The sequence below is a fragment of the Gilliamella sp. Lep-s35 genome, assembly GCF_009795845.1.
GTDB lineage: Bacteria > Pseudomonadota > Gammaproteobacteria > Enterobacterales > Orbaceae > Gilliamella.
Genome location: NZ_WTEX01000002.1, coordinates 134,965 through 161,005 on the forward strand (window position 1 = coordinate 134,965; position 26,041 = coordinate 161,005).

The window sequence follows — 26,041 nt, forward strand, 5'->3', positions numbered from 1 at the left end:
GATATTGAGCGGGCAGAATTATATTATAACAATGTTAAAAGAGAGGATAATGCCCAAGTCTATGCTCTAGCGCAATGTAATTTAGGTATAATTTACCAAACTGAAAAAAAGGATATTGAGCGGGCAGAATTATATTATAACAATGTTAAAAGAGAGGATAATGCCCAATTCTATGCTGGAGCGCAATGTAATTTAGGTATAATTTACCAAACTGGAAAAAAGAATATTGAGCAGGCAGAATTATATTATAACAATGTTAAAAGAGAGAATAATGCCCGAGCCTATGCTCTAGCTCAATGTAATTTAGGTCGGATTTACCTAATTGATAAAAAGGATATAAAGCAGGCAGAATTATATTATAACAATGTTGAAAGAGAGGATAATGCCCAAGCCTATGCTCTAGCGCAATGTAATTTAGGTAGGATTTACCAAGATAAAAAAAATGAGCCTAAAAAGGCTTATGAAGCTTTTTTACAATGCTGTAATAGTAACAATCCTGTTATTTTTAATGTTGCTAATTGTGCATTAGGAGATTTTGTTTATTTTGACAAAAAAACTACTAATTCAAAACCAGCTTTACCTGATGATTATTATCAAAAAGTGGGTTATATAAATAAATTATTTGAAAATTTTGTGATAGCGCAAATCATGTTAGCCGTATCTAATATTGAAGAAAACGATTTATTTGAAACTAGAGAGGAACGAGATGATTTAGTTATCAAGCCTATTTGTCAAATAAGAGAATTCACTGAGGAAATTCAACAGCAATTGCTTGTTACTTTTAAATTAGGCAAGTCAGAAAGCGAACAAGGGCAACAATTTGAACGACGGGTTGCACACTATACCAATCCTAACGTGTTATTTGAGCTTTTAAAAAATGATAGTCATGTTCGTTTAAATGTTGTCGATTTTATGAATGATCCAACCGAAAATCAACTACTCAGCAATTGGTTAGGTATGAACAACGATCCCAATAGTGAAATAAAAAGTTTTTTAACTAGTTTTACCTTTAACCATAACTGTTTAAATCAATTTCGTTTATATGGTAATGAAAACAATATTATTGGTTCAGGTGTTAGTCTGGTGTTTAATCAATCTTTTTTTGGCAATAATGTTGAAAGTAGCATCAATCCTGATAGTGTCGCTCTTTTAAATTATGATACAAAAGCGAAAGTAGCCAAAAGCGATTCTGAAGAGAATAAAGATGATGGAGACTCTAACAATATATGTTCTTTAGAGCCTTTACCATTATTCCGTTGTCTCTATTTTGATCCTAATAGTAAATATATTAGTATTGCAAAACGTAATAAATTTTCTTTTTACTTGGAACACCAAGGTAGTCCACCTAAGACGATTGAGGAGGAATGGAATAATTATATAGATTCATTGGGTGAAGAAGATAAAATATCAAAAATTCGAAATAATTTAAATAAGATAAGGGAAATCATTAAAAAATTAAAAGGAAAAAAGAAGTTGAAAGCACTTAGCAATCTCGATCAATTAATCAATTTAGCAATAATGCCCATTTCTTGCTTAATTAAACATGCGGCATTTGAAGACGAAGATGAATGCCGCATGATTTATATTACCCATATTGCTGATAAAAAAATTCAAGCACCAGCTAATTATGATTATGCCAATAGTTTGTTTGTGAATTATGGTCAAAAAGTAGAAGGTTATCTTGATAAGATCTATTTAGGGCCACAGTGCCAACCTTATCATAAATTGTGGATCACAAACCATGTTAGGTTGTCGAAATCAGAATCAAAACTTAAGCACATTAAAGTTGTGCAATCGGAAATGCCATTGCGTTAATTTTGGTAAAAGGACGCATACATTTTTGTTGTGTCCTTTATAAAAAATCACAATCACTCACCATAGCAATTTTATTGCTGTGCACAAAATATTCACTTGACATTGCATCACTGAACTAGTTTAATGGTACAAAATTTATTTTTAATCGATAAAAATTATGAAAGCACAATATTTACATCTTATTACTCGTCAATTCATTCGCTTTGGTTGGTGGGGCGTTACCTTTTGCGGGTGATGTAATGATGTATTGTCTTTTTTACACAATCCGCTTTATGTGGTTTTTTTGTTTCTGGGTGTTAAACGAATCAGTCTAAATAAAAATTTAAATGTAGAGAGCCAACAATGAATAAGCCAATATTAACTCAAATAACCCAAACTATTGGTTATTATCAAGATCCAACTCAAGTGTTTTATCAGTTATGTGATAGTAAACCGGCAACATTGTTGCTTGAATCAGCCGAAATTGATAATAAGCAAGGAATTAAAAGTGTCATGATTGTCGATAGTGCATTACGTATTTCGGCAATCAATAATGAAGTGACTTTTAAGGCATTGACCACAAATGGTGAAAAGCTATTACCTTTATTACAACAGGCTTTTACAGACAAGTTAGATAATGTACAAGTGGATGAACAAACACTTAAATTGGTATTTCCTACTATTGACAGTATGCAAGATGAAGATTCAAGATTAAAGTCGATATCAGTTTTTGATGCATTACGCACATTATTGACTATTGTGAATATCCCTGAACAATGTGGTCAAGATGCGATTTTTGTTGGTGGGCTATTTTGTTACGACCTTGTCGCTGGATTTGAAAACTTACCTAATTTACCTACTGAGCAGCGTTGTCAAGATTTCTGTTTTTATTTAGCTGAAACAATATTAGAAATAAATCATAAAGATCATAAATCCATTTTAAAAACGACGGTTTTCACTTCTGATTTAAAAGAAACTGATCGCTTAACACAACGGTTAGCTAATTTACAAGCAACATTAAATAGCCCAATGAAAGCCATTCATACTCAGTCCCTTGCTAATATCGATGTGACATGTAATAAAAGTGATGATGATTTCAATACAGTTATCAAAAAAATGCAAGATGCAATAGAGCAGGGGGAAATTTTTCAAGCAGTACCTTCACGGCGTTTTAAATTATCTTGTCCTGAGCCGTTATCGGCTTATCAGGTATTAAAAACCAATAATCCAAGCCCTTACATGTTTTATATGCAAGATAGTGATTTTGTGTTATTTGGAGCCTCACCTGAAAGTGCACTTAAGTATACTAAAGCAACTAATCAAGTTGAAATCTACCCAATTGCCGGTACCCGTCCACGTGGATTAACCACAAATGGCGAAATTGATTTTGATTTAGATAGTCGATTAGAACTTGAAATGCGCACCGATAAAAAAGAACTAGCCGAACACTTAATGTTAGTTGATTTAGCGCGCAACGATTTAGCGCGTATCTGTAAACCCGGTACCCGTTATACCAAAGATTTGTTAAAAGTGGATCGTTACTCTTTTGTGATGCATTTAGTTTCGCGTGTGGTTGGTCAGTTACGCAGTGATTTAGATGCGCTTCATGCTTATCAAGCCACTATGAATATGGGAACATTAACAGGAGCACCCAAAGTTCGTGCGATGCAATTAATTGCTGAATCAGAAAAAGTTAAACGTGGTAGCTATGGTGGTGCTGTTGGCTATTTTACCGCGAATGGCGATCTTGATACCTGTATTGTGATTCGAAGTGCCTATGTCGAAGATGGCATAGCGACAGTACAAGCTGGTAGTGGTGTGGTGCTAGATTCAAAGCCACAATCAGAATCTGATGAATCACGTAATAAAGCACGTGCAGTTATTCGAGCTATCATGGCAGCGCATAATGTAGAAGGTGTATTCTAATGGCTAATATCTTATTTATTGATAATATTGATTCTTTTACTTATAACTTGGTCGATCAATTACGTAATAGTAAGCATTGTGTGACGATTTATCGAAATACTATCCCTGCAAATGTAATTATTGAAAAATTGTCACAAATGCAAAACCCTATTTTAATGTTATCACCAGGTCCAGGAGCGCCAAGTGACGCTGGATGCATGCCAGAACTGTTAAAACGTTTAAAAGGTAAATTGCCTATTATTGGTATCTGTCTTGGTTATCAAGCTATTGTGGAATCCTATGGTGGAGCGATTGTGCCAGCTGGCGATATTTTGCATGGTAAGGCATCTTTAATTGAGCATGATGAGCAAGCGATGTTTAAAGGATTACCAAATCCGCTACCGGTGGCGCGTTATCACTCTTTAAAAGGTGAAAATATTCCAAAAACACTAACCATCAATGCGCTTTGCAATAATATTGTAATGGCAGTTCGTAATGATGAGGATCGGGTTTGTGGTTTTCAATTTCATCCAGAATCGATATTAACCATTCAAGGTGTAGAATTATTAGAACAAACTATTAAATGGGCACTAAATCCTCCACAAAAACAAGAGAAGCCAAAACAGGAAGCTATTGTTGATAAGCAAGAGTATAATATTCAACCTATTGTTAATAAATTATATTTAGGGCAAACCCTTACACAAGAGGAAAGTAAAATACTATTTAATTTAATTATTCAAGGTAAGATTGAACCAACTGTATTGGCTACCGCAATAATTAGTATGAAAGTTCGTGGTGAAAAACCGGATGAAATAGCAGGGGCAGCTTTAGCATTGCTTGAGAATGCCGATCTTTTTGATTCTCCAGATTATGATTTTACTGATATTGTTGGTACTGGGGGTGATGGCACCAATAGCATTAACATCTCAACAGCTAGTGCTTTTGTGGCTGCAGCATTAGGTTATAAAGTGGCTAAACATGGTAATCGTGGTGTATCAAGTAAATCAGGCTCTTCCGATGTGCTTTCTGCCTTAGGCATTAAATTAAATATGTCAGCACAAACATCTCGTCAGGCATTAGATGAACTTGGCGTGTGCTTTTTATTTGCCCAGCAATATCATTCAGGTTTTCGCCATGCAGCACCAATACGCCAACAATTAAAAACTCGGACCATTTTTAATGTGTTAGGGCCATTGATTAATCCATCTCGTCCTAAACGTATTTTATTAGGCGTGTATCATCCAGATTTAATCCAACCGATTGCTGAAACATTAAAAATGCTTAATTATAAACATGCTTATGTGGTGCATGGTGCAGGAATGGACGAAGTTGCTATTCATGGTAAAACTGACGTTGCTGAAGTTAAAGATGGTGAAATTCGTTATTTTACGCTTAAACCTGACGATTTTGGCTTGCCAACATTTACCTTAAAAGATATTGAAGGGGGTACACCTGAGCAGAATCGTGATATGTTGATTGCCATTTTACAAGGTCACGGAAAACCAGCACACCAATCAGCAATTGCCGCTAATGTTGCGATGTTAATGAGCTTATTTGGCGAGTCAAATTTAAAACAAAATGCACAACGGGCAATTGAAATGATGCAAAGTGGTAAACCTTATGCATTATTACAACAACTAGCAGCAAGATAATAAGTGGAGAATAACATGGCAATTGCAGCATTAGTAAAAAATGTTGAAATGGCAACAGTACTAAAAAAGATCATTGACGATAAACAGATTTGGTTAACGCAGCAGCAGGAAACAAATCCACTTACAATGTTCAAATCAGCAGTAATACCTAGTGATCGCAATTTTTATCAAGCGTTAAATCAACCTAAAACGGTTTTTATTTTAGAGTGTAAAAAAGCGTCGCCATCAAAAGGATTGATTCGGGATGATTTTGATCCAGCCGCTATTGCTAAAGTTTATAAAGATTATGCTTCAGTAGTTTCAGTATTGACTGATGAAAAATATTTTCAAGGTAGCTTTGAATTTTTACCCATAGTTCGTAATGAAATCACACAACCCGTGCTTTGTAAGGACTTTATTATTGATGAATATCAGATCTATTTAGCGCGTTATTATCAAGCTGACGCAGTACTATTAATGCTATCTGTATTGACGGATGATGAATATCGTCATCTAAGTAACATTGCTCATAAGCTCAATATGGGGATATTGACAGAAGCTAGTACTGAAAACGAAGTTGAAAGAGCCATCCAACTGGGTGCGAAAGTAATCGGTATTAATAATCGTAACTTAAGGGATTTGACAGTTGATCTAAATCGGGTAAAGGCCTTATCCAAATCAATTCCTAACGATCGCATTATTATTAGTGAATCGGGTATTTATACTCACAATCAGGTTAAGGAACTGAGTCGTTTTGCAGATGGATTCTTAATTGGCAGTGCGTTAATGTCTGAACCAAACTTAACTTTGGCAATTCGTAAGGTGATGTTAGGCGAAAATAAAGTATGCGGTTTAACACGTCCCGAAGATGCTGTTAGTGCTTATCAAGCTGGTGCAGTTTATGGTGGTTTGATTTTTGTCGCAAATTCAGCACGTTATATACAGCCAATTAAGGCTCGAACAGTTATTGCAGCAGCGCCACTTAATTGGGTTGGTGTATTTCGAAATGAAGATATTGAAACCGTATGCCAAATAGCAAAACAGTTATCTTTATATGCAGTGCAACTGCATGGAGATGAAGATGCAAACTATATCGAAACATTGCGCCAAGAATTACCCAAAACTTGTCAAATTTGGCAAGCATTAAGTATTGATGGTGCTGTACCTGAACATGCCAATTCATTTGTGTCTCGTTATATCTTTGATCATGGTGCAGGCGGTACAGGAAAAAGCTTTGATTGGTCGCTACTTGATAATCAAGATCTAAATAATGTCATTTTAGCTGGAGGTATTAATCCAGAAAATATTAAATCAGCTTTAGCGACGCATGTGATTGGGGTTGATCTAAATTCTGGTGTTGAAATATCCCCAGGAATTAAAGATAAACAAAAAATCCAAGCTGTATTTGAACAAATTTAATTTTTATTTAAAAAAAAGGAATAGTTATGTCTAAGTTAAATCCTTACTTTGGCGAATTTGGTGGGCAATATGTTCCTCAAATATTAATGCCAGTGCTTGAACAACTTGAAGATGCTTTTATCTCTGCAGTCAACGATCCAAACTTTCAGAAAGAGTTTAACGATTTATTAGTTAACTATGCTGGTAGACCAACAGCATTAACTTTATGTAAAAATCTAACGGCAGGCACCAAAACCAAGCTTTACTTAAAACGAGAAGATTTAGTGCATGGTGGTGCACACAAAACTAACCAAGTTTTAGGACAAGCATTGCTTGCTAAAAGAATGGGCAAAACTGAAATTATAGCCGAAACAGGTGCAGGGCAACATGGTGTTGCTTCGGCTTTAGCCTGCGCACTACTTGGCTTAAAATGCCGAATTTATATGGGTGCAAAAGATGTTAAACGTCAAGCTCCTAACGTATTTAGAATGCGATTGATGGGCGCAACAGTCATTCCAGTTGAAACGGGATCAGCAACGTTAAAAGATGCATGTAACGAAGCACTACGCGATTGGTCTGGTAGTTACGAAAAAGCTCACTATATGCTTGGCACAGCAGCAGGTCCGCATCCTTTTCCAACAATTGTACGTGAATTTCAACAGATGATCAGCCGTGAAGCTAAGCAACAAATCCTTGAAAAAGAAGGGCGTTTGCCCGATGCAGTCATTGCCTGTGTTGGTGGTGGTTCAAACGCAATTGGTATGTTTGCTAATTTTATTGATGATAAATCCGTCAAATTAATTGGTGTAGAGCCAGGAGGTCATGGGATTGAAAGTGGCGAACATGGCGCTTCGTTAAAGCATGGTAAGCTTGGCATCTATTTCGGTATGAAATCACCGATGATGCAAACGGAAGAAGGACAAATTGAAGAATCTTATTCAATATCGGCAGGGTTAGATTTTCCATCAGTTGGTCCACAGCATGCGTATTTAGATAGTATTGGTCGTGCTGATTATGTTTCAATTACTGATGATGAAGCGCTTGATGCATTTAAAGCGTTATCACGGCATGAAGGTATTATTCCTGCGTTAGAATCATCACACGCATTAGCTTATGCTATGAAAATGATAAAAGAAAATCCAACTAAAGAACAGCTACTAATAGTTAACCTGTCAGGGCGTGGCGATAAAGATATCTTTACCGTTTATGATATTTTAAAAGCGAAAGGAGAAATAGAATGAGCCGTTATCAAAAACTGTTTGCAACATTAACAGCCGAAAAACGAGGTGCTTTTGTTCCTTTTGTTCCAGTTGGTGATCCAACGCCAGAACTGTCATTTAAAATCATTCAAACTTTAATTGAATCTGGCGCTGATGCACTAGAGCTAGGGATCCCATTTTCAGATCCTATGGCCGATGGTCCAACTATTCAAAATGCCAATATTCGGGCATTTAAAGCAGGAATAACAGTTGAAAAGTGTTTTGAAATTTTAACCAATGTCAGAGCGCAATACACCAATATTCCAATAGGATTACTTATTTATGCTAATTTAGTTTTCAAAAATGGTATCGACGAATTTTATGCCAAGTGTGCCAAAGCGGGAGTTGATTCAGTATTGATTGCTGATTTGCCAGCTCAATATGCACAAGAATTTACAGTGGCCGCCGAAAAATACAATATAGCACCGATTTTTATTTGTCCACCAAATGCTGATGATAAAGTCATTCAAAGTATTGCTAAGCAAGGCAAAGGTTATACCTATTTGGTATCACGAGCAGGTGTTACTGGTGCTGAAAATCGAGCTAACAAACCGCTTACTCATTTATTACAAAAATTAACTGAATTTGGCGCACCACCAGCGATTCAAGGATTTGGTATTTCAGATCCTGAACAAGTTGCCGAAGCCATTAAATCAGGCGCAGCAGGGGCAATTAGTGGATCGGCAACCGTTAAAATTATTGAGCAAAATCTTAATAATCCAGAACAGATGCTTAACCAGTTAGCCCATTTTGTTAAAACAATGAAAAAGGCAACTAATAAGTAATTTATGTAAGTAATTGATAGCAATAAGTTATGGGCACAATAGTTGCGTTAAAAATCAAATTATTGTGCTTATATCAACTCAACTTTTGCTTTGTTTTATTATTAAACACGCAAAAATTAACATGTAATATTTTTTGTGGTTTTAAACATATTGATAAAACTACTGTGATTTGCAGTTGCATTTTATTCAAAATACCGTATAATTCTCACTCATCTATCGCGGGGTGGAGCAGCTTGGTAGCTCGTCGGGCTCATAACCCGAAGGTCGTTGGTTCAAATCCAGCCCCCGCAACCACTTAAATTTTCATTCATAAACCAATCTACCCTTTTTATTTATGAAAGTTCGAAACAAGTGGCTTCATTATAGTTAGTTTTGAATGTAAGCCTCGCATGTCGAGGTTTTTTTTCGTGTTATCATTTAAACGTAAGTTTAAAAAATGTTGGGCTTTATGCCCTTTTTTATTTTCTGCAGTGGAGGTTTGTTTGGCTAATATAGAAAAACAATTAACCGATATTATCCAAGAGCCAGTTAATGCACTTGGTTTTGAATTAGTCGGGGTTGAATATATTCGTGGTCGTTACCCTGTACTACGAGTCTATATTGATAGTGAAAATGGTATAACGGTTGATGATTGTGCTGATGTTAGCCGACAAATCAGTGCAGTTCTTGATGTCGAAGATCCTATCAAAGATGCTTACAATCTTGAAGTTTCATCGCCAGGAATGGACAGGCCTTTGTTTATGCTTGAACATTACCAGCGTTTTATCGGCGAAGAAGTCACAGTGAGTCTACGTATTGCTGTTGCTAACCGTCGCAAATGGAAAGGACGAATTAAGTCTATCGACAGTGAAATGATCACATTAACTGTTGATGATAATGATGAAGTGTTTGCTTTTAGTAATATACAAAAAGCAAATATTGTACCTAATTTTAACCTTAAATAGAGTACGGATGTAAAAGGATGAATAAAGAAATTTTAGCTGTTGTTGAAGCAGTATCAAACGAAAAAGCGCTTACGCGCGATAAAATTTTCGAAGCGCTAGAAACTGCATTAGCAACGGCCACCAAAAAGAAACACGCAGTTGATATTGATGTTGTCGTAAAAATTGACCATAAAACTGGCGATTATGACACATTTCGCCGTTGGCAGGTGGTTAATGAAGTTACGCAACCAACGAAAGAAATGACATTAGACGCTGCACAATACGAAGACCCATCTGTTAAACTTGGCGATTATGTTGAAGAACAAATTGAATCCGTTGCTTTTGATCGTATCACCACACAAACAGCAAAACAAGTTATTGTACAAAAGGTACGCGAAGCTGAACGTGCCATGGTGATTGACATGTTTAGACATCGTATTGGTGATATTGTGACAGGTATTGTTAAAAAGACCAATCGCGATAGCGTGATTCTTGATTTAGGCAACAATGCTGATGCTATGATGTCACGTCATGATATGTTACCGCGTGAAAACTTCCGTATTGGTGATCGTGTTCGTGGCATTTTATATCTTATTGAACAAGATAATAAACCTGCGCAACTTTGCCTTAGCCGTTCAAACCCAGAAATGATGGAAGAATTATTCCGCATTGAAGTGCCTGAAATTGGTGAAGAGATGATCGACATCAAAGGCGTGGCTCGCGATCCTGGTTCTCGTGCTAAAATTGCTGTGAACAGTAACGACCGCCGTATTGATCCTGTTGGGGCTTGCGTGGGGATGCGTGGTGCACGTGTGCAAGCTGTATCAAATGAGTTTGGTGGTGAACGTATTGATATTGTTTTATGGGACGAAAACCCTGCACAATACGTTATTAATGCCATGGCGCCAGCCGATGTGGTTTCAATCGTTGTTGATGAAGACAAACACACCATGGATGTTGCAGTGAATGCTGACACACTACCACAAGCCATTGGTCGAAACGGTCAAAACATTCGCTTAGCATCGCAACTTACAGGTTGGACATTAAACGTAATGAGCACCGAAGATTTGCAAGAAAAACATCATGCTGAATCTTTTGCTGCAATTAATAATTTTGTAAAACATTTGGATATAGAAGAAGACCTTGCTCAATTATTGGTTGAAGAAGGCTTTACTTCGCTTGAAGAACTTGCCTATGTGCCAGTTGATGAATTACTTGAAATTGAAGAGCTTGATGAAAATCTGGTTGAAGCATTAAGAACTCGAGCAAGAGATGCATTAACAACACTTGCACTAGCAAATAGCGGCGAAAAACAACCCGCTCAAGATTTGCTAAATCTACCTGGTATGACACAAGAGTTAGCTTATCAATTAGTACAACATGACATCATTACTTTGGAAGATTTAGCAGAACAAAGTACTGATGATTTAGCGGATATTGAAGGTATAACAAACGAACAAGCTGGCGATTTTATTATGGCTGCGCGTAATATTTGTTGGTTTGCAGATGAATAATTGAGGAAAAGTAATACATGACCAAAGTATCAATCGAAACACTGGCTAAAGAGATCAAAACTCCAGTGCAAACTCTTTTGCAACAGTTTGCCGATGCAGGTATGAACAAATCTGCATCTGATACTGTGACACAAAAGGAAAAAGAAGCTTTGCTTGCTCACTTAAAACCTCAGCAAGGCCCAACAAAGTTAACATTGCAACGTAAGACGCATTCAACTTTGAATGTGTCGAGTGGTGGTGGTAAAAGTAAAGAAATTAAAATAGAAGTTCGTAAAAAACGAACTTTCGTTAAACGCGATCCTGCTGAAATTGCCGCTGAACAAGAAAAGGCTCGCCTTGAAGCAGAGCAAAAAGCCCAAAAAGAAGCGGAAGAAGAAAAAGAAAGACTAGCCGCGCAAGAGGCAAAACATCGTGAAGAAGCAGAAGCTAAAAAACGAGCACAAGAAGAAAAGGCCAAAGCAGAAAAAGTAAAAGCAGCACAAGAACAATCTGTTGATCCAAAAGTGAAGAAAGCACAAGAAGAAAAAGCGCGATTAGAAGCTGAAGCAAACGAAATTAAACGTAAAGCTGAAGAAGAAAATCGTCGTAAATTAGAAGAAGACGCTAAACGTATGGCTGAAGAAGCACGTAAATTAGCGGAGCAGTATAACAACGCTGATGAAAGCGAGACTACCGAAGAAGAAGATTATCATGTAACAACCTCAAAATATGCCCGAGCCGCTGAAGATGACACCGATCGTGAAGTTGAAAGCGCACGAGGTCGAGGTCGTAGTGGTAAACAGACTAAACAGAAAAAAGGTAGCAAATTATCTGAAGGTAAAGCGGAACGTGAAGAAGCACGAGCAGCAACTCGCAGCGGTCATAAAAAGAAAGGTAAAAGTACCTTACAGCAAGGCTTTAACAAACCAGTGCAAGCGGTTAACCGTGATGTTGTAATTGGTGAAACGATCACTGTTGCCGAACTTGCAAACAAAATGGCAGTAAAAGGCTCTGAAGTGATCAAAACCATGATGAAAATGGGCGCAATGGCAACCATTAATCAAGTTATCGATCAAGAAACGGCACAATTAGTGGCTGAAGAAATGGGGCATAAAGTGGTATTACGCCGTGAGAATGAACTTGAAGAATCACTCATGAGCGACCGTGATACAGGCGCTGAAAAAGTTTCGCGCGCACCTGTAGTTACCATTATGGGACACGTTGACCATGGTAAAACCTCATTACTTGACTATATTCGTAAAGCAAAAGTGGCTTCAGGCGAAGCTGGTGGTATTACTCAGCACATTGGTGCTTATCATGTTAAAACGGCAAGCGGTGAAATTACCTTCTTAGATACTCCTGGGCATGCGGCATTTACCTCAATGCGTGCTCGTGGTGCTAAAGCAACGGATATTGTAGTACTTGTTGTTGCTGCTGATGATGGTGTAATGCCTCAAACTATAGAAGCAATCCAACATGCTAAAGCGGCAAATGTACCAATTGTTGTTGCTGTTAACAAAATTGATAAACCTGAAGCTGATCCAGAGCGTGTAAAAGGCGAACTTGCACAATATGGCGTGATGTCAGAAGATTGGGGTGGAGATACCCAGTTTGTTCATGTGTCTGCTAAAGCAGGTACGGGTATTGATCAGCTACTAGAGGCGATCTTATTACAAGCAGAAGTCCTTGAATTAACCGCATACGAAACAGGTATGGCAAGCGGCGTTGTGATTGAATCATTCCTTGATAAAGGTCGAGGTTCAGTTGCAACCGTTCTTGTTCAATCAGGTACGTTGCGTAAAGGTGATATCGTACTTTGTGGATTTGAATACGGTCGTATCCGTGCAATGCGTAACGAACTTGGTAAAGAAGTGACTGAAGCTGGTCCATCAATACCAGTTGAAATCCTTGGCTTATCTGGCGTACCATCTGCAGGTGACGAAGCTACTGTTGTACGTGATGAAAAGAAAGCCCGTGAAGTTGCGCTTTATCGACAAGGTAAATTCCGTGATGTCAAACTTGCTCGTCAACAAAAAGCGAAACTTGAAAACATGTTTACCAACATGACTGAAGGCGATGTTTCTGAACTTAATATTGTCTTAAAAGCAGATGTTCAAGGTTCAACTGAGGCGATTTCCGACTCATTACTTAAACTATCTACTGACGAAGTTAAAGTAAAAATTATTGGATCGGGCGTAGGTGGTATTACCGAAACTGATGCATCACTGGCTGCTGCATCAAATGCGATTATTTTAGGCTTTAACGTTCGTGCCGATGCATCAGCACGTAAAGTGATCGAATCAGAAAACTTAGATCTACGTTACTATTCTGTTATTTATGACTTAATTGACGAAGTTAAACAAGCAATGAGTGGTATGCTTGCACCAGAATACAAACAAGAAATTATTGGTCTTGCTCAAGTACGTGATGTGTTTAAATCACCTAAATTTGGTGCAATTGCAGGTTGTATGGTAACCGAAGGTGTGGTTAAACGTCATAACCCAATTCGTGTACTGCGTGATAACGTTGTTATCTATGAAGGCGAACTTGAATCATTACGTCGCTTTAAAGATGATGTTAACGAAGTACGTAACGGAACCGAATGTGGTATTGGTGTGCGTAACTACAACGACGTTCGTGTTGGTGATACGATTGAAGTATTTGAAACCATTGAAATCAAACGTACTATCTAATTATTACACAACATGTTATAAGCAAGGTTTAGGCCTTGCTTATTCATTTTTTAAGGAAAATAGATATGGCAAAAGCATTTAACCGTTCATCTCGAGTAGGACATGAACTACAAAAAGAAATTGCAATTATCTTACAACGAGAAATCAAAGATCCTCGTCTTGGTATGGTAACCGTTTCAGGCGTTGATATCTCACGCGACCTTGCCTATGCTAAAGTATTTGTCACTTTTTTAAATGACGACGATCCACAAGTCATTGAACAAGGTTTAGCGGTACTTAATGACGCTAAAGGTTATATTCGCACTTTAATTGGCAAAGCGATGCGTTTGCGAATCATTCCAGAGATAAAATTCTTTTACGATGAGTCGCTCGTTAAAGGTATGCAAATGTCGAGTTTGGTCGCTGATGTTATCAAACAAGATAATGAACGTCATAAAGATTAATATTAAAAATAGCCCTGATTTCATCAAAAATTTCAGGTAACTATATGTTTAAGTATAAAATAAATGATGAATATAAAAAAAACTCGCCGTGATCTTCACGGCGTTTTATTACTAGACAAACCACAAAGCATGACATCAAACGATGCATTGCAAAAAGTAAAATGGTTATTTAATGCTAAAAAGGCAGGGCACACAGGTGCACTTGATCCACTAGCAACAGGCATGTTACCTATCTGTTTTGGTGAAGCAACCAAATTTTCACAATATTTATTGGATTCGGATAAACGTTATCGAGTGATCGCCAAACTTGGTGAACGCACCGACACATCTGATGCTGATGGTCAAATTATATGTACCAAACCCGTTAAAGTGACTGAATCACAAATCAACCAAGCTTTAACACATTTTCGCGGTAATATTTTACAAGTGCCAACTATGTTTTCGGCCTTAAAATATCAAGGAAAACCACTTTACGAATATGCTCGCCAAGGTATTGTCATTGAACGTGAAGCTAGACCAATTACCGTTTACGAAAATCAATTTATCCAATTTGATGCCATAAAAAACGAATTAACGTTAGAAATACACTGCTCAAAAGGCACCTACATCCGAACCATTATTGATGATTTAGGTGAATTATTGGGTTGCGGAGCACATGTTATTTATTTAAGGCGTTTACAAGTTTCCAATTACCCGATTGAAAACATGGTTACCTTAGAACAGCTACAAAATATCGAACTTAAAGATGATCTGCTAATGCCCGTTGACAGCCCATTGCAAGATCGCCCAAAAGTTACCCTTAGCGATACGCAAGGTAAAGACATATTATTAGGACGAACCATTGAACTTGATAGCTCCACGCAAGTTGAAACCTTAGTGCGAATTTATCAAGGCAAGCAATTTATTGGCGCAGGAATACAGTTGCATCACAAATTATCACCAAAACGATTAATATCAACATCCTAATTTTTTTAAAAGTTGAATTTTTCCTAGACTGTTTGATATCAAAATGCCCTAAATTGGTTAACAGCAAAAAATTTCATCCTAAAATAGCAATAAATTATTTGGTACTGGCATTACATTTATGCCAGTAGCTGTTTTAAAATTGCCTCCTTAAAAGATCAAAAATAAAAAAAGAGTGTTCAATCAATATTCAATATTTATCAACTTGTCTTGCTCGGTTTAAATCCTATCATAAAAAACACTTTATCTATTTTAAAGATTAATTGAAGTCTGAAACGGTATAGAATCCTGAATATTTTTTACAAGAAAAGAGACAATGCTAAAGCAAAAAAATGGGGAAATAGTTCAGTAGAAGCTATGGTTGTAAACTAGATTCAGAAAATATTTGCCTAAACTATTATTTTAATATAAAGACGATTTGGTACTCTGTTATTTTTACCAAAGCAAATTTGCTACTTTTACTGTACTATTTTAGGGGAGCGTTACAGGATAAATACACAAAATTTAGGATGGGGGCTTATTTACAGAATCAAAAGTGCTGTTTGCCTGCATTATCAATCTATGCTACATTATTTTTCTGAACAATATTTACACTAATTTTATTATGAATCAAACAACTAATCCCTCGCCAATAAAAACAGGTGGCTTTTTAAATACTATTGAACGAATTGGAAACAAAATTCCTGATGTCACAACATTGTTTTTCTATGCTTTAGTCATCTGTTTTGTTGCCTCTTTATTACTTTCTTTTGTGGACTTTAATTACATTAATCCAGTCACGCAAAACAAGCTCGTTGTCGTCAATATGTTGGCGCCTGAGAACTTAGTCACTTTTTTTACTAAAATGGTGCCTAATTTTGTTACCTTTCCACCACTTGGCATTACAATCGTTGCAACATTAGGTATTGGTATTGCTGAAAGTAGTGGTTATATCCATGTGCTACTTAAGAAGTTATTGGCTGTTACACCTAAAAAATTAGTCACACCATCGGTTATTTTTGTTAGTATGGTTTGTCATATTGCGGCTGATTCGGCTTATGTGATTTTAATGCCTGTATCTGCGATGATGTTTTATGCAACAGGCCGTCATCCGCTAGCAGGGATTGCTGCTTCGTTCGCGGGGTTAGCGGGTGGTTTTAGTTCAAGTTATACACCGTCAATTATCGATCCTATTATGCAAGGTTTTACTCAAAGTGCCGCACAAATTATCGATCCTTCTTATCAAGTTAATGTGCTTTGTAATTACTTTTTGAGCTTTGGTGGTACCTTTTTTGTTTTACTTGCTTGCTGGTTTGTTACTGATAAAATTGTCGAGCCCCGTTTACAGGCAAGCATGCCTATAAATAATGATCTAACATCAGATAATATTTCTAATTCTCCTGAAATTACACCTATTGAAAACCGCGCATTTAAGGTCGCTTCAATTGTTTTTTTAGCTATTGCGATTGGTTTAGTTTTATTTTTATTACCTGAAGACTCTTTATTGCGCGCTCCTGATGGAAGTATGACAAGTAATAAAGCACCTATTATGCAAATCATTGTGCCATTATTATTTGTGTTTTTTGCGATTCCTGGCTTAATACATGGCTTTATTACTGGTACTTTTAAATCGTCCCGTGATATTGTAAAAGCAATGGAAAACATTACTAAATCGCTTATTCCATTTATTGTTTTTGCTTTCTTTTGTGCACAATTTTTATATGTCTTTTCTCACTCACAAATTGGAACATTAATTGCGATTGGTGGGGCTGAGTTTTTAAAAGCATTGCATTTGCCTTCAGTCGTGACAATCTTTGGGGTGATAATTTTAACAAGTATGTTAAATGTGTTAATTACTTCTGCATCGTCTAAGTGGGCTATTTTAGCACCGATTTTTGTACCAATGCTTATGTCTGTTGGTATCTCACCTGAATTAACCCAAGCTGCTTACCGTATCAGCTCGGCGGTTAATGTCAGTACTCCGATGTTTGCTTTTTATCCTTTGATTATTGCTTATTGTCAGCAATATTGTAAAAACACGGGAGTTGGCACATTAAGTTCAATGATGATTCCTTATACTATAGCACTGCTCATCGCTTTAACACTAAACTTGCTGCTCTTTTGGTTCTTAGGTCTACCAATTGGTTTTGATAGTGGTTATGTTTATCCACCAGTAAGTAATTAATGATTATTAAGGAGTCAAAATATAATGAATATTACTGAACAATTAGTTGAGCGTTTTTTGCGTTATGTCAGTATACCAAGCCAAAGTGCTTTTGGCTGTGCTCATGTGCCTTCTACACCTGGGCAAACTAAATTAGCCAAGCAACTTCAACAAGAATTGATCGCGCTTAATTTACAAGATGTTCACCTTGATGAGCACAGCATTGTTACAGCAAAATTACCAGGCAATAATCCTAATGCGCCAAAAATTGGTTATGTTGCTCATCTTGATACTGTCGATGTTGCTTTATCAGATAAAATCAATCCGCAACGTGTTACGTTTACTGGGCAAGATATTCTTTTAAATAAAGAGAAGAATATTTGGTTTAAAGTTGATGAACACCCTGAGCTGAATAAATATCTGAATGATGAATTGATTGTAACAGATGGTACTAGTGTACTTGGTGCAGATAATAAAGCGGCTATTGCTGTCGTGATGACTATGTTAGATCAGTTACAACAACAAAATTGTTCTCATGGTGATATCTATGTGGCTTTTGTTCCAGATGAAGAAGTCGGCTTAAATGGTGCTAAAAAACTTGATTTAAATCGTTTTAAACCTGATTTTGCTTATACTATTGATTGTTGTGAACTGGGCGAGGTTGTGTATGAGACGTTTAATGCTGGTTCTGTCACTATTGATATTGCAGGTGTTTCGGCTCATCCAATGTCGGCTAAAAATGTGTTAATCAATCCTATTAGGGTTGCTAATGATATTATCAACTGTTTTGATAGCTTTGAAACGCCTGAACATACTGAGGGTAAAGAAGGTTATTTTTGGTTTAATGATATTGTGGGTAATCAAAGCACAACAACATTAAAAATGAGTATTCGTGATTTTGATTTAGCTAAATATGAATCGCGTAAAGCTTATATTCAAAAAGTCATCGATCTTATCAGCCTTAAGTATCCAAGAGCTAAAATTGAATGTAAAATCACCGATACTTATAGCAATATCGCTAATTATTTAGGTGATGACCGTCGCTGTATTGATTTAATTTATCAATCATTTGAACTTCTTGATATTCAACCAAAAACAATTGCAATGCGTGGTGGAACAGATGGTTCAGCACTTTCAGCAAGAGGGCTTACAACACCCAATTACTTTACTGGTGCTCATAACTTCCATTCTTGCTTTGAATTTTTACCATTATCATCATTTCTGAAATCATTTGAAGTTACCATGAAAATTATTGAGCTTTCGGCTAAAGGTTAATCATATTTCTGAAAGTAATAGGGAGGCAACTCCCTCTTTTTATTTTTATTTTTAGTTATAATTTATAACTTGCCGTCAACAAAAAGGCTCTTGGTGTGCCTGGCATGCTGTTTGAACGCCAATATTCTTTTCCTAATAAATTGGTTAATGATAGCGTTATATCATAAGATTTTGCTTGATAACCAACCGCACTATTCCAAACGGCATATCCCGAACGTTTATGTTGATTTTTATCATCACTATACATTGAACCTTTATAATTGATTTCTAATTCTGTAAACCAATTTTCATAAGGTAAGTAACGGACACTTAAATAACCACTATTTTTGGCTGTATTAGGTAAATATTTTCCTTTATTAGCGGGTACTTTTTTATCTTTATGAACTTTAGCTTGTTGATAGCCAATGCCGCTGTTGATATACCATTTTGGCATCAACTCGCCAATAACACTTAATTCAATACCTTGACTGCGATCGCTTCCTCTGACCTGCCAATTATAAGGATCGTTAACCGAATCAGGTTGATAGCGAACATTGTATAATTCAAGATCATAAACAGCAATTTGCGAAGAAAATTTATCATTTAACCAATCGCTTTTGATACCAACCTCATATTGTCGTGAATATTGAGGTTTATTGTCATAGACTGTTTTTGAGTCTGTAGAAAGTGTAATAAGTCCTCGTCCACCATAAGGAGAAAAATTCTTACTATAAGAAGTATAGATGCTTTGTGACTCTATAGGTTGCCAGATTAACCCTATCCTAGGACTTAATGAGTGGCCATCGTAAGATCGGTGTTGGTGTTTTAGTTTATCATTTGATGCAAATTTATAATTATCGTAACGTAACCCAGTTAACATTTTCCATTGGTTTGTAAAACTGATTAAATCTTGCCAATAAAGTCCTTGGGATGTCGCTTTGTGATTAGTTTTAGTATTTAATTTATTATAATGTGGCTTTTTAGTATGCCAATGGGGGTGAAATGGATCAATCAATTCAGGATAGGCACTAGTCAAAGCTAATCTTGGTTGACGTTTTTCTATGTTATATTCAATACCGACTAACATATCATGAGCAATGCTTGCAGTATTAAATTTACCCATTAAGTCAATTGTATTACTATAAGTTATGTTGGCGGTTTCTTGCCAAGCACGTCTAAATTGCAATTTGCCTTGGTAATTGCATGCTTTTCCATTGCTCAGTTTACCATTCAAATCACAATAACTACCACCATAAATATGATCAAAGTTTTGACTAGCTTTACGGTATAAATTGGTCAGTTTAATTGACCAGTCATAATTAAATTCAAACCCCATGACTGAACGTAATGATTTAAAATTATCTTTTACATAGTCATCAGGGTGAGCATATGCCGTTTTTAATGATACACCTTTAGGTAATTCATAATAAGCTGGCGCTCTATCTGGTCTACGCCATAAATTATCATGGGTATATTGCACTAACCAATTAAATCCATCCAAATTATCATAAAGTATACTTGGCGAAATCATTGTATCTCTTTGTTTAATTCCTCTGCGAAAACTACGATTTGATTGATGATCAATCGTCATACGCATCGCAAGTTTGTGATGTAAAATATGATTGATATCAAGCATACCGCCATATTTATCCCATGAACCACTTCGTAAACTTAACGTTGTTGGTGAGTCAAAATTGGCTTGTTTACTAATCATATTAATGATTCCTCCGCCGGAACCTCGACCATAAAGCACCGAGGCAGGACCTTTTAATATTTCAATGCGTTCGATATTTGCTGTGCTTTGCCTAACCTGTCCACTTGCACGAACACCATCACGATAGATATCGCCAGAACTAGCAGAAAAACCACGAATTTTTATACCTTCATCACGCATATCATAAATCGCATCGACTCCAGGTATTTTGTTGACTATTACACTAAGATCATTTTTTCCGTATATTTTTTCTTGTTCGAGATTAACAGAATTAATGGTTTGCGGAATATCTTTAATATCAAAAGGCATTTTAGTTGCAGTTGATGATTTTTTTATTCGTTGATCATTATTGTCCTTAATTGTTGCAACAACCTTCATTGTCTCAATATTAGTGTCATCTTTTTCTTCTTGTGCGAGAGTAACAAAAGGGACTGTACTTAATAAGCCCAGTATGGTTAATTGATTAACTAATTTCATTGTTTATCCTATTATCTTTTGTTGTGTTTTATTAATTTTACACGACACATATGATAATAGTTATCATTTTCATTATCAACTTGTTTTATATTTTTTGACCATTTTACTTAACCTTTTTTGAAACAGAACATGATAATTAATAGTAAAGTGATAAGATAAATGGGATATAGAAAAATAAAAGGGGGGAGGAAATAGTAAAATTGTTTTTTGAAAAAGAGCTACAAAATATGAAATAACAAATTGAATTTGTGAAAATTTCAATACTCTTTATTTAATCTAATAGTTAAGTTATTTCCCGTTGCTAACGTATTGATTTCATCAAAAAAAATCAAGTTTTTTTATTTGGTGGTGAATTGCGTGATAAAAGCTCATCGGTTTTTGGTGGTTGGGCGTTATCGATGATCAGTGAAATTCAAGTTGATATCTGCTTCTTAGGTACTGATGGTTTTAGTAATTTAAATGGTCCATCGAGTCCTTCATCATCCGATGCGTTTATTGATAAGGCGATTATTGCGCATGCAGATAAAAAATATATTTTAGGGGATTATACTAAATTTAGTCGTAAAAGCTTATATAAAATTTGTGATTGGAATCAAATTACTGCACTTATCACTAATCATCAAGCCGATGCTACGCGAATTGCTCAATTAAATAATGAAACGAAAGTAATTTTGTGTTAGAAAATTTAAACTGACCACTAAGTAGTGGCAACAAACCTTATCACAAGCTAAGTAAATTATTCCCCTTATCGTGGTCGGTTATGAACATTGATAAGGGGTAAGAATGTTAAACTATTCCACCATTAATTGCCCCATCATGCCAGTTGTTTCATGTTCAATAATGTGACAGTGATACATGCGAAGCCCAGGAAGGTTTTGCTGTATTTTGATGGTGAGTTTTTCGTGTGGTCGCAAATTAATGGTGTCTTTTAAGGCAATGTACTCAGGCTGAGTTTTTTTATCATTTAACTGGTGCGATTGTACAATAAATTGTGCTCCATGGATGTGGAAGTTGTGATCCATATGGGAGTTATTGAATATTGTCCATTCTTCAATATCGTGAATTTTGCTTTTTAGATCAATTCGCGACATATCATGACGTTTACCATTAATTAAAAATAACACACCACCACGTGGCTCTTTCATGTCCATTACTTCGGTATATTCCAGTAATTTATGGGCGACAGCTGGCCCCATGTTAGGTAGGTGGTTTAATGTGTTTGGTAAGGTTATTGGATCAGATTTAGTCAGTGTTAACTCGCCCAGTATTATATCTTGTTCTGGCGGTACATTGCCCATTTTATTGCGATCATATCCGATTGATTGTAAATATACAGTACCAGTTTGTTTTGGCATTATGACTAATTCAGCACGTTCAGCTGGAGTTAATAATAAGGGTTCGGTCAGTAAATAAGGTTTTGCTAATAGTCCACCATCAGTGCCAACTAAGTAGACATCGCAATTAGGGATAGAAAGATTAAGATATCGACCTGAACACGAATTCCATACTCGGATACGTGTGGCTGAATCTATTTTGATTTTTGGGCGGTAACTGCCGTTTATTAATACAAATTGGCCTTCACGTCCATTCATCCAATCAAGCATTGAGTTATCAGCAATTTGACCTTTGTCTGTTAGTTTTAGGTCTGAAAAGAACCAATGTTGTTCAGGGATTGATGCAAGTGGATCGTGTTTGCTGCGAACAATAAATGTGCCGGCTAAACCGCGATAAACTTGTTCGGCTACTGTATTGTGTCCGTGAGGGTGATACCAATAAGTGCCAGCAGTACCTTTAGGAATGGTAAATTCATAAGTTAGACTGCCTCCAGCTGGAATTTCGTTTTGTGGGTTGCCGTCTTGATCAGATGGAATAAGCAAACCGTGCCAATGAACCGTCGTTGGTTGATTAAGTTCATTTTTTACAGTGATTTTGACATGGTCTTCTTCAAATACTTCGATTTTAGGACCAGGTATCATTCCATTATAGGTCCAAAATTCCGTGGTTAAATCTGGCGTTAAGGCAACTTTGGTTGGTTTTAGATGCAATGTTGCTTCAAAAACACCTTTTTGGTTGCTTTCATTTTTTAAATTGGCCAAAGTTGGTAAACTCATTCCTTGTGGTAGCGCTGAAGTCGGTAGGAGTTTTTGTGGCATTTGATTGTTATTCATGCCCATGTTCATGTGTTGGTGCATATCATCCCCTTTTTGACATTTATCAGAATTAGTGTCACACATTGTCTCATGCATGTTATTGTCCCCCATTTTGGCTATAGCCTTAGTTGCGACCAATCCACCAATAGCTGCGGTAATATTTATCAAAAAATTTCGACGTTTCATGATGTTCCTCAAAAATAGTTAAGTTTAACAATAACCTAGTGGCTATACTGATAAAACAAATATCAATATAATTCGGTTATTGCATATTGTGTTACTTACTGCTTTTATTTACATAAATCAATTAAACAGCTTGTGGTGGTCTTAACTCTGGAATAAATTCGTTATATTGTGAAATGGGATTTATAGGCAGATATCGTTCACTGCCAGACGAAATATAAAATTTTAGAGGGAAATTAGAATCTAAAATACTGCATGCCAAACACTGACAAAATAAAGAACAAGCTGACATAACTGTTTTTTTTGGTAAAATCAAAATTTGCTTTTGAGAAATAGATTCGTGTTTAGTTGTTAATTCTGATGTGGAATGAGCAGAATGACAAGTTAAAGCTGGTGATAATAGTAAGTTGGATAAATGCCATGAAGAATAACTAAACCAAAATAGTATCGACACTAATATAATCATTAAGAAATTTGATTTATTTTTTGGTGGGATAGGCATATTGAGATCTCACTATTTTTTGTAAAATAAATAATAGTTCTACTTAAATTTTGAATATCACCCTAACACAACTAGTTTAATTTAATTGTATTGATTTGTCGACTTGTCTATTAATATATTAAAACACCGAAATTTTAAGTTAATGCGCAAAAAAATAAGATAATTATGACGTCTTCTGGTATGATATTTATCAATAATAATTGACGAATAATACAGATATGAAAATCCTCTTTGGTGTTCAAGGAACAGGAAATGGCCATGTCAGTCGTTGTCGAACTTTAGCTAAAGCGCTGAAAAAGGCTGGAGCTGATGTTGATTATATTTTCAGTGGTCGTGACCCTAAAGACTATTTTGATATGCAAGATTTTGGTGATTATAAAACTTATCGCGGTGTCACTTTTGCAACACTTAATGGTAAAATTAATTTTCGTAAAACGGTGCAACGAATTCGCGCTTTCAGGCTGATTAAAGATGTACGTGAACTTGATTTATCAAAGTATGAGTGCATTATTAGTGATTTTGAACCAGTTAGCGCTTGGGCTGCACATCATCAGCATCGTAAGTGTTTAGGAATAAGCAACCAAGCTGTATGTCAATACCTTAAACCTAAAGAATATGGATTAGTCGCTAATGTCATTATGAAATATTATGCTCCGGTTACTAAACCAATTGGTCTGCACTGGTTTCATTTTGGGCATAAGTTGCTACCGCCAATGATTGATTCGTTTCAAGATGCACCAACAGAAGATGGCAATTTTGTGGTTTATTTGCCGTTTGAAGGCTTGGATGAAATCATTGCGATGTTAAAACAATTTCAAAATCATCAATTTATCTGTTTTCATCCTGATATAAAATTAGAATCACAACAAGGCAATATTCATTTTCAGCCCCTTGGTCGTGATAATTTCACCAAAGCGTTAGTGAGTTGCTCTGGCATTATTTCAAATACAGGTTTTGCATTGATATCTGAAGCATTAACGCTAGGTAAAAAGATTCTTACTAAACCCGTTTCAGGTCAATTTGAGCAAATTTATAATGCTCAATGTTTACGATCTCTTGATATGGCAACAATTATGGAACATTTAAATTGTACCAAAGTTAAGTATTGGTTAGAGTTACCTTCGCCAAAGCCAATAATCTATCCTGATGTTGCTACCGAACTAGCCAATTGGATCGTTACAGGACAAAAAGAGTCGTTACTTTCTTTAAGTGAGCGACTTTGGAGTCAAACTATTTTTCCTGAAAATGTTAATCAGCAAATAAAATCTTTAGGGTATGTGTAAAGGATTGAATATGACATTAAGTATTATTGTAGCCATGGCTAATAATCGTGTAATTGGCTTAAATAATCAAATGCCTTGGCATTTACCTGCAGATTTGGCATGGTTTAAAAAAAATACGCTTAATAAACCTGTTATTATGGGAAGAAAGACATTTGAGTCTATTGGCCGTCCACTACCAAATCGTCATAATATTATTATTTCAAAGCAAGCACCAAGTGAACTTAATTCAATTCAAAATGTAAGTTGGGTTCAATCAATTGATGCCGCCATACTGTTAGCCCAAAAACAGAATGTTGATGAGGCATTTATTATTGGTGGTGGTAATATTTATCATCAGGCATTACCTTTAGTCGATCGGCTGTATTTGACTCATATTGATGCTAAATTGCAAGGTGATACTTATTTTCCTGATTATTTACCTGAACAGTGGCAAGTTATTCATCAAGAAATCCATCAACCTGATGATAAAAATCGTTATTTATGCCGATTTGAAATTTTAGAAAGAAAGTTATAAAGGTTAAGGATTGCAAAACAGTAGTAAATCGGATTATGAAGGCTTGTAGTAGCTCAAGCTTAATTTGACAGACACATATTACTCATCGGCCTTCATTTTAACAAAATGTGTGTCCGATGAGCAAAATAAATTCTCCAATTGCTTTTCCTTAACCAACCCCTTTGCATCATTCCATGTTTTCCATGGTGTCTTCCCATAACAATATTTTCCAGAATGCGCTCTTTCTCGATTGTAAAACTCAAGCCATTGCTCAATATCGTTTTGTATTTCACTCAATTGCGTGTAAATCTTACGTCGAAATAAAATATCATAACATTCTGTTTTCATCGTCTTATGGAATCGCTCACAAATGCCGTTAGCAAGCTTGTTGAACGTTACCGAGTTGCTTAGCTAATTCTAGCAGCCCTAATTTAGGTTTTATGATTTTGACGATTTGATATAAATACCCTATTTTTAGCACAAAACTCACATAGAAAATTACGCTGCCTGTTTTTGTGTTTTAAATTCAATCGGCGTCATATTATTTAGTGCCTC

General features: G+C 36.0%; 18 protein-coding genes, 1 tRNA gene and 2 pseudogenes. 17 read left to right on the top strand and 4 right to left on the bottom strand.

Translation table 11 applies throughout. The features are described 5' to 3' along the window. From GQ590_RS01475 to pepT, 14 genes are all read left to right on the top strand, one after another. A partial coding sequence (locus tag GQ590_RS01475; RefSeq protein ID WP_160406048.1) for a tetratricopeptide repeat protein occupies positions 1-1,815 on the top strand: 1,815 nt, incomplete at its 5' end. A 342-nt stretch (positions 1,816-2,157) separates the two neighbouring features. Beyond that, on the top strand, positions 2,158-3,720 hold the full coding sequence (locus tag GQ590_RS01480) for an anthranilate synthase component 1 (RefSeq protein ID WP_160406049.1): 1,563 nt from the start codon (positions 2,158-2,160) through the stop codon (positions 3,718-3,720). Further along, a complete protein-coding gene (trpD, locus tag GQ590_RS01485; protein WP_085164143.1) occupies positions 3,720-5,351 on the top strand; it encodes a bifunctional anthranilate synthase glutamate amidotransferase component TrpG/anthranilate phosphoribosyltransferase TrpD in 1,632 nt (543 codons plus the stop codon). Before GQ590_RS01480 ends, trpD begins: the two co-directional genes overlap by 1 nt. Positions 5,352-5,366: 15 nt before the next feature. Then, the gene (trpCF, locus tag GQ590_RS01490; protein ID WP_202112828.1) at positions 5,367-6,749 is read left to right on the top strand and encodes a bifunctional indole-3-glycerol-phosphate synthase TrpC/phosphoribosylanthranilate isomerase TrpF; all 1,383 of its coding nucleotides are present in this window, start codon (positions 5,367-5,369) and stop codon (positions 6,747-6,749) included. A gap of 26 nt (positions 6,750-6,775) precedes the next feature. After that, on the top strand, positions 6,776-7,969 hold the full coding sequence (gene trpB, locus GQ590_RS01495; RefSeq protein ID WP_065560175.1) for a tryptophan synthase subunit beta: 1,194 nt from the start codon (positions 6,776-6,778) through the stop codon (positions 7,967-7,969). After that, entirely contained in the window at positions 7,966-8,772 is an 807-nt protein-coding gene (gene trpA / locus GQ590_RS01500; protein WP_160406050.1) for a tryptophan synthase subunit alpha, read from the top strand. Before trpB ends, trpA begins: the two co-directional genes overlap by 4 nt. 217 nt (positions 8,773-8,989) lie before the next feature. Next, positions 8,990-9,066, top strand: a tRNA-Met gene (locus GQ590_RS01505). Positions 9,067-9,254: 188 nt separating this feature from the next. Beyond that, on the top strand, positions 9,255-9,716 hold the full coding sequence (rimP, locus tag GQ590_RS01510; protein ID WP_160406051.1) for a ribosome maturation factor RimP: 462 nt from the start codon (positions 9,255-9,257) through the stop codon (positions 9,714-9,716). A gap of 17 nt (positions 9,717-9,733) precedes the next feature. After that, positions 9,734-11,209 (top strand): transcription termination factor NusA, encoded by a 1,476-nt coding sequence (gene nusA, locus GQ590_RS01515; RefSeq protein ID WP_160406052.1) that lies wholly within the window; start codon positions 9,734-9,736, stop codon positions 11,207-11,209. Between the two features lie 17 nt (positions 11,210-11,226). After that, positions 11,227-13,881, top strand: a complete 2,655-nt coding sequence (infB, locus tag GQ590_RS01520; RefSeq protein WP_160406053.1) for a translation initiation factor IF-2 — start codon at positions 11,227-11,229, stop codon at positions 13,879-13,881. 65 nt (positions 13,882-13,946) lie between these two features. Further along, positions 13,947-14,324 carry a 30S ribosome-binding factor RbfA gene (gene rbfA, locus GQ590_RS01525; protein WP_160406054.1) on the top strand — a complete coding sequence of 126 codons (378 nt, stop codon included), beginning with the start codon at positions 13,947-13,949 and terminating at the stop codon, positions 14,322-14,324. Between the two features lie 66 nt (positions 14,325-14,390). After that, the gene (truB, locus tag GQ590_RS01530) at positions 14,391-15,290 is read left to right on the top strand and encodes a tRNA pseudouridine(55) synthase TruB (protein WP_368669142.1); all 900 of its coding nucleotides are present in this window, start codon (positions 14,391-14,393) and stop codon (positions 15,288-15,290) included. Positions 15,291-15,891: 601 nt separating this feature from the next. Then, positions 15,892-17,451 carry an AbgT family transporter gene (locus GQ590_RS01535; RefSeq protein ID WP_160406056.1) on the top strand — a complete coding sequence of 520 codons (1,560 nt, stop codon included), beginning with the start codon at positions 15,892-15,894 and terminating at the stop codon, positions 17,449-17,451. 24 nt (positions 17,452-17,475) lie between these two features. Continuing rightward, positions 17,476-18,705, top strand: coding sequence for a peptidase T (gene pepT, locus GQ590_RS01540; protein WP_160406057.1), 1,230 nt, complete (start codon positions 17,476-17,478; stop codon positions 18,703-18,705). A gap of 55 nt (positions 18,706-18,760) precedes the next feature. Here pepT and GQ590_RS01545 read toward each other — a convergent pair whose 3' ends face one another. Then, the gene (locus GQ590_RS01545; RefSeq protein ID WP_160406058.1) at positions 18,761-20,875 is read right to left on the bottom strand and encodes a TonB-dependent siderophore receptor; all 2,115 of its coding nucleotides are present in this window, start codon (positions 20,873-20,875) and stop codon (positions 18,761-18,763) included. A 294-nt stretch (positions 20,876-21,169) separates the two neighbouring features. Between GQ590_RS01545 and GQ590_RS01550 the strand changes: the two are divergent. Further along, positions 21,170-21,555, top strand: a pseudogene (locus GQ590_RS01550) (DeoR/GlpR transcriptional regulator); the annotation flags it as partial. A 111-nt stretch (positions 21,556-21,666) separates the two neighbouring features. On the opposite strand, the gene GQ590_RS01555 reads toward GQ590_RS01550, so the two are convergent. Both GQ590_RS01555 and GQ590_RS01560 read right to left on the bottom strand, forming a co-directional pair. Continuing rightward, positions 21,667-23,211 (bottom strand): multicopper oxidase family protein, encoded by a 1,545-nt coding sequence (locus GQ590_RS01555; RefSeq protein ID WP_160406059.1) that lies wholly within the window; start codon positions 23,209-23,211, stop codon positions 21,667-21,669. 121 nt (positions 23,212-23,332) lie between these two features. Next, positions 23,333-23,710, bottom strand: coding sequence for a hypothetical protein (locus tag GQ590_RS01560; protein WP_160406060.1), 378 nt, complete (start codon positions 23,708-23,710; stop codon positions 23,333-23,335). Positions 23,711-23,928: 218 nt separating this feature from the next. Here GQ590_RS01560 and GQ590_RS01565 point away from each other — a divergent pair, with 218 nt between their 5' ends. Both GQ590_RS01565 and folA read left to right on the top strand, forming a co-directional pair. Continuing rightward, entirely contained in the window at positions 23,929-24,993 is a 1,065-nt protein-coding gene (locus tag GQ590_RS01565; protein ID WP_160406061.1) for an MJ1255/VC2487 family glycosyltransferase, read from the top strand. A 10-nt stretch (positions 24,994-25,003) separates the two neighbouring features. Then, positions 25,004-25,507, top strand: coding sequence for a type 3 dihydrofolate reductase (folA, locus tag GQ590_RS01570; protein ID WP_160406062.1), 504 nt, complete (start codon positions 25,004-25,006; stop codon positions 25,505-25,507). Positions 25,508-25,585: 78 nt separating this feature from the next. Here folA and GQ590_RS01575 read toward each other — a convergent pair. Next, positions 25,586-25,864: pseudogene (locus GQ590_RS01575) on the bottom strand (integrase core domain-containing protein); the annotation flags it as partial. Between the last annotated feature and the right edge of the window lie 177 nt (positions 25,865-26,041).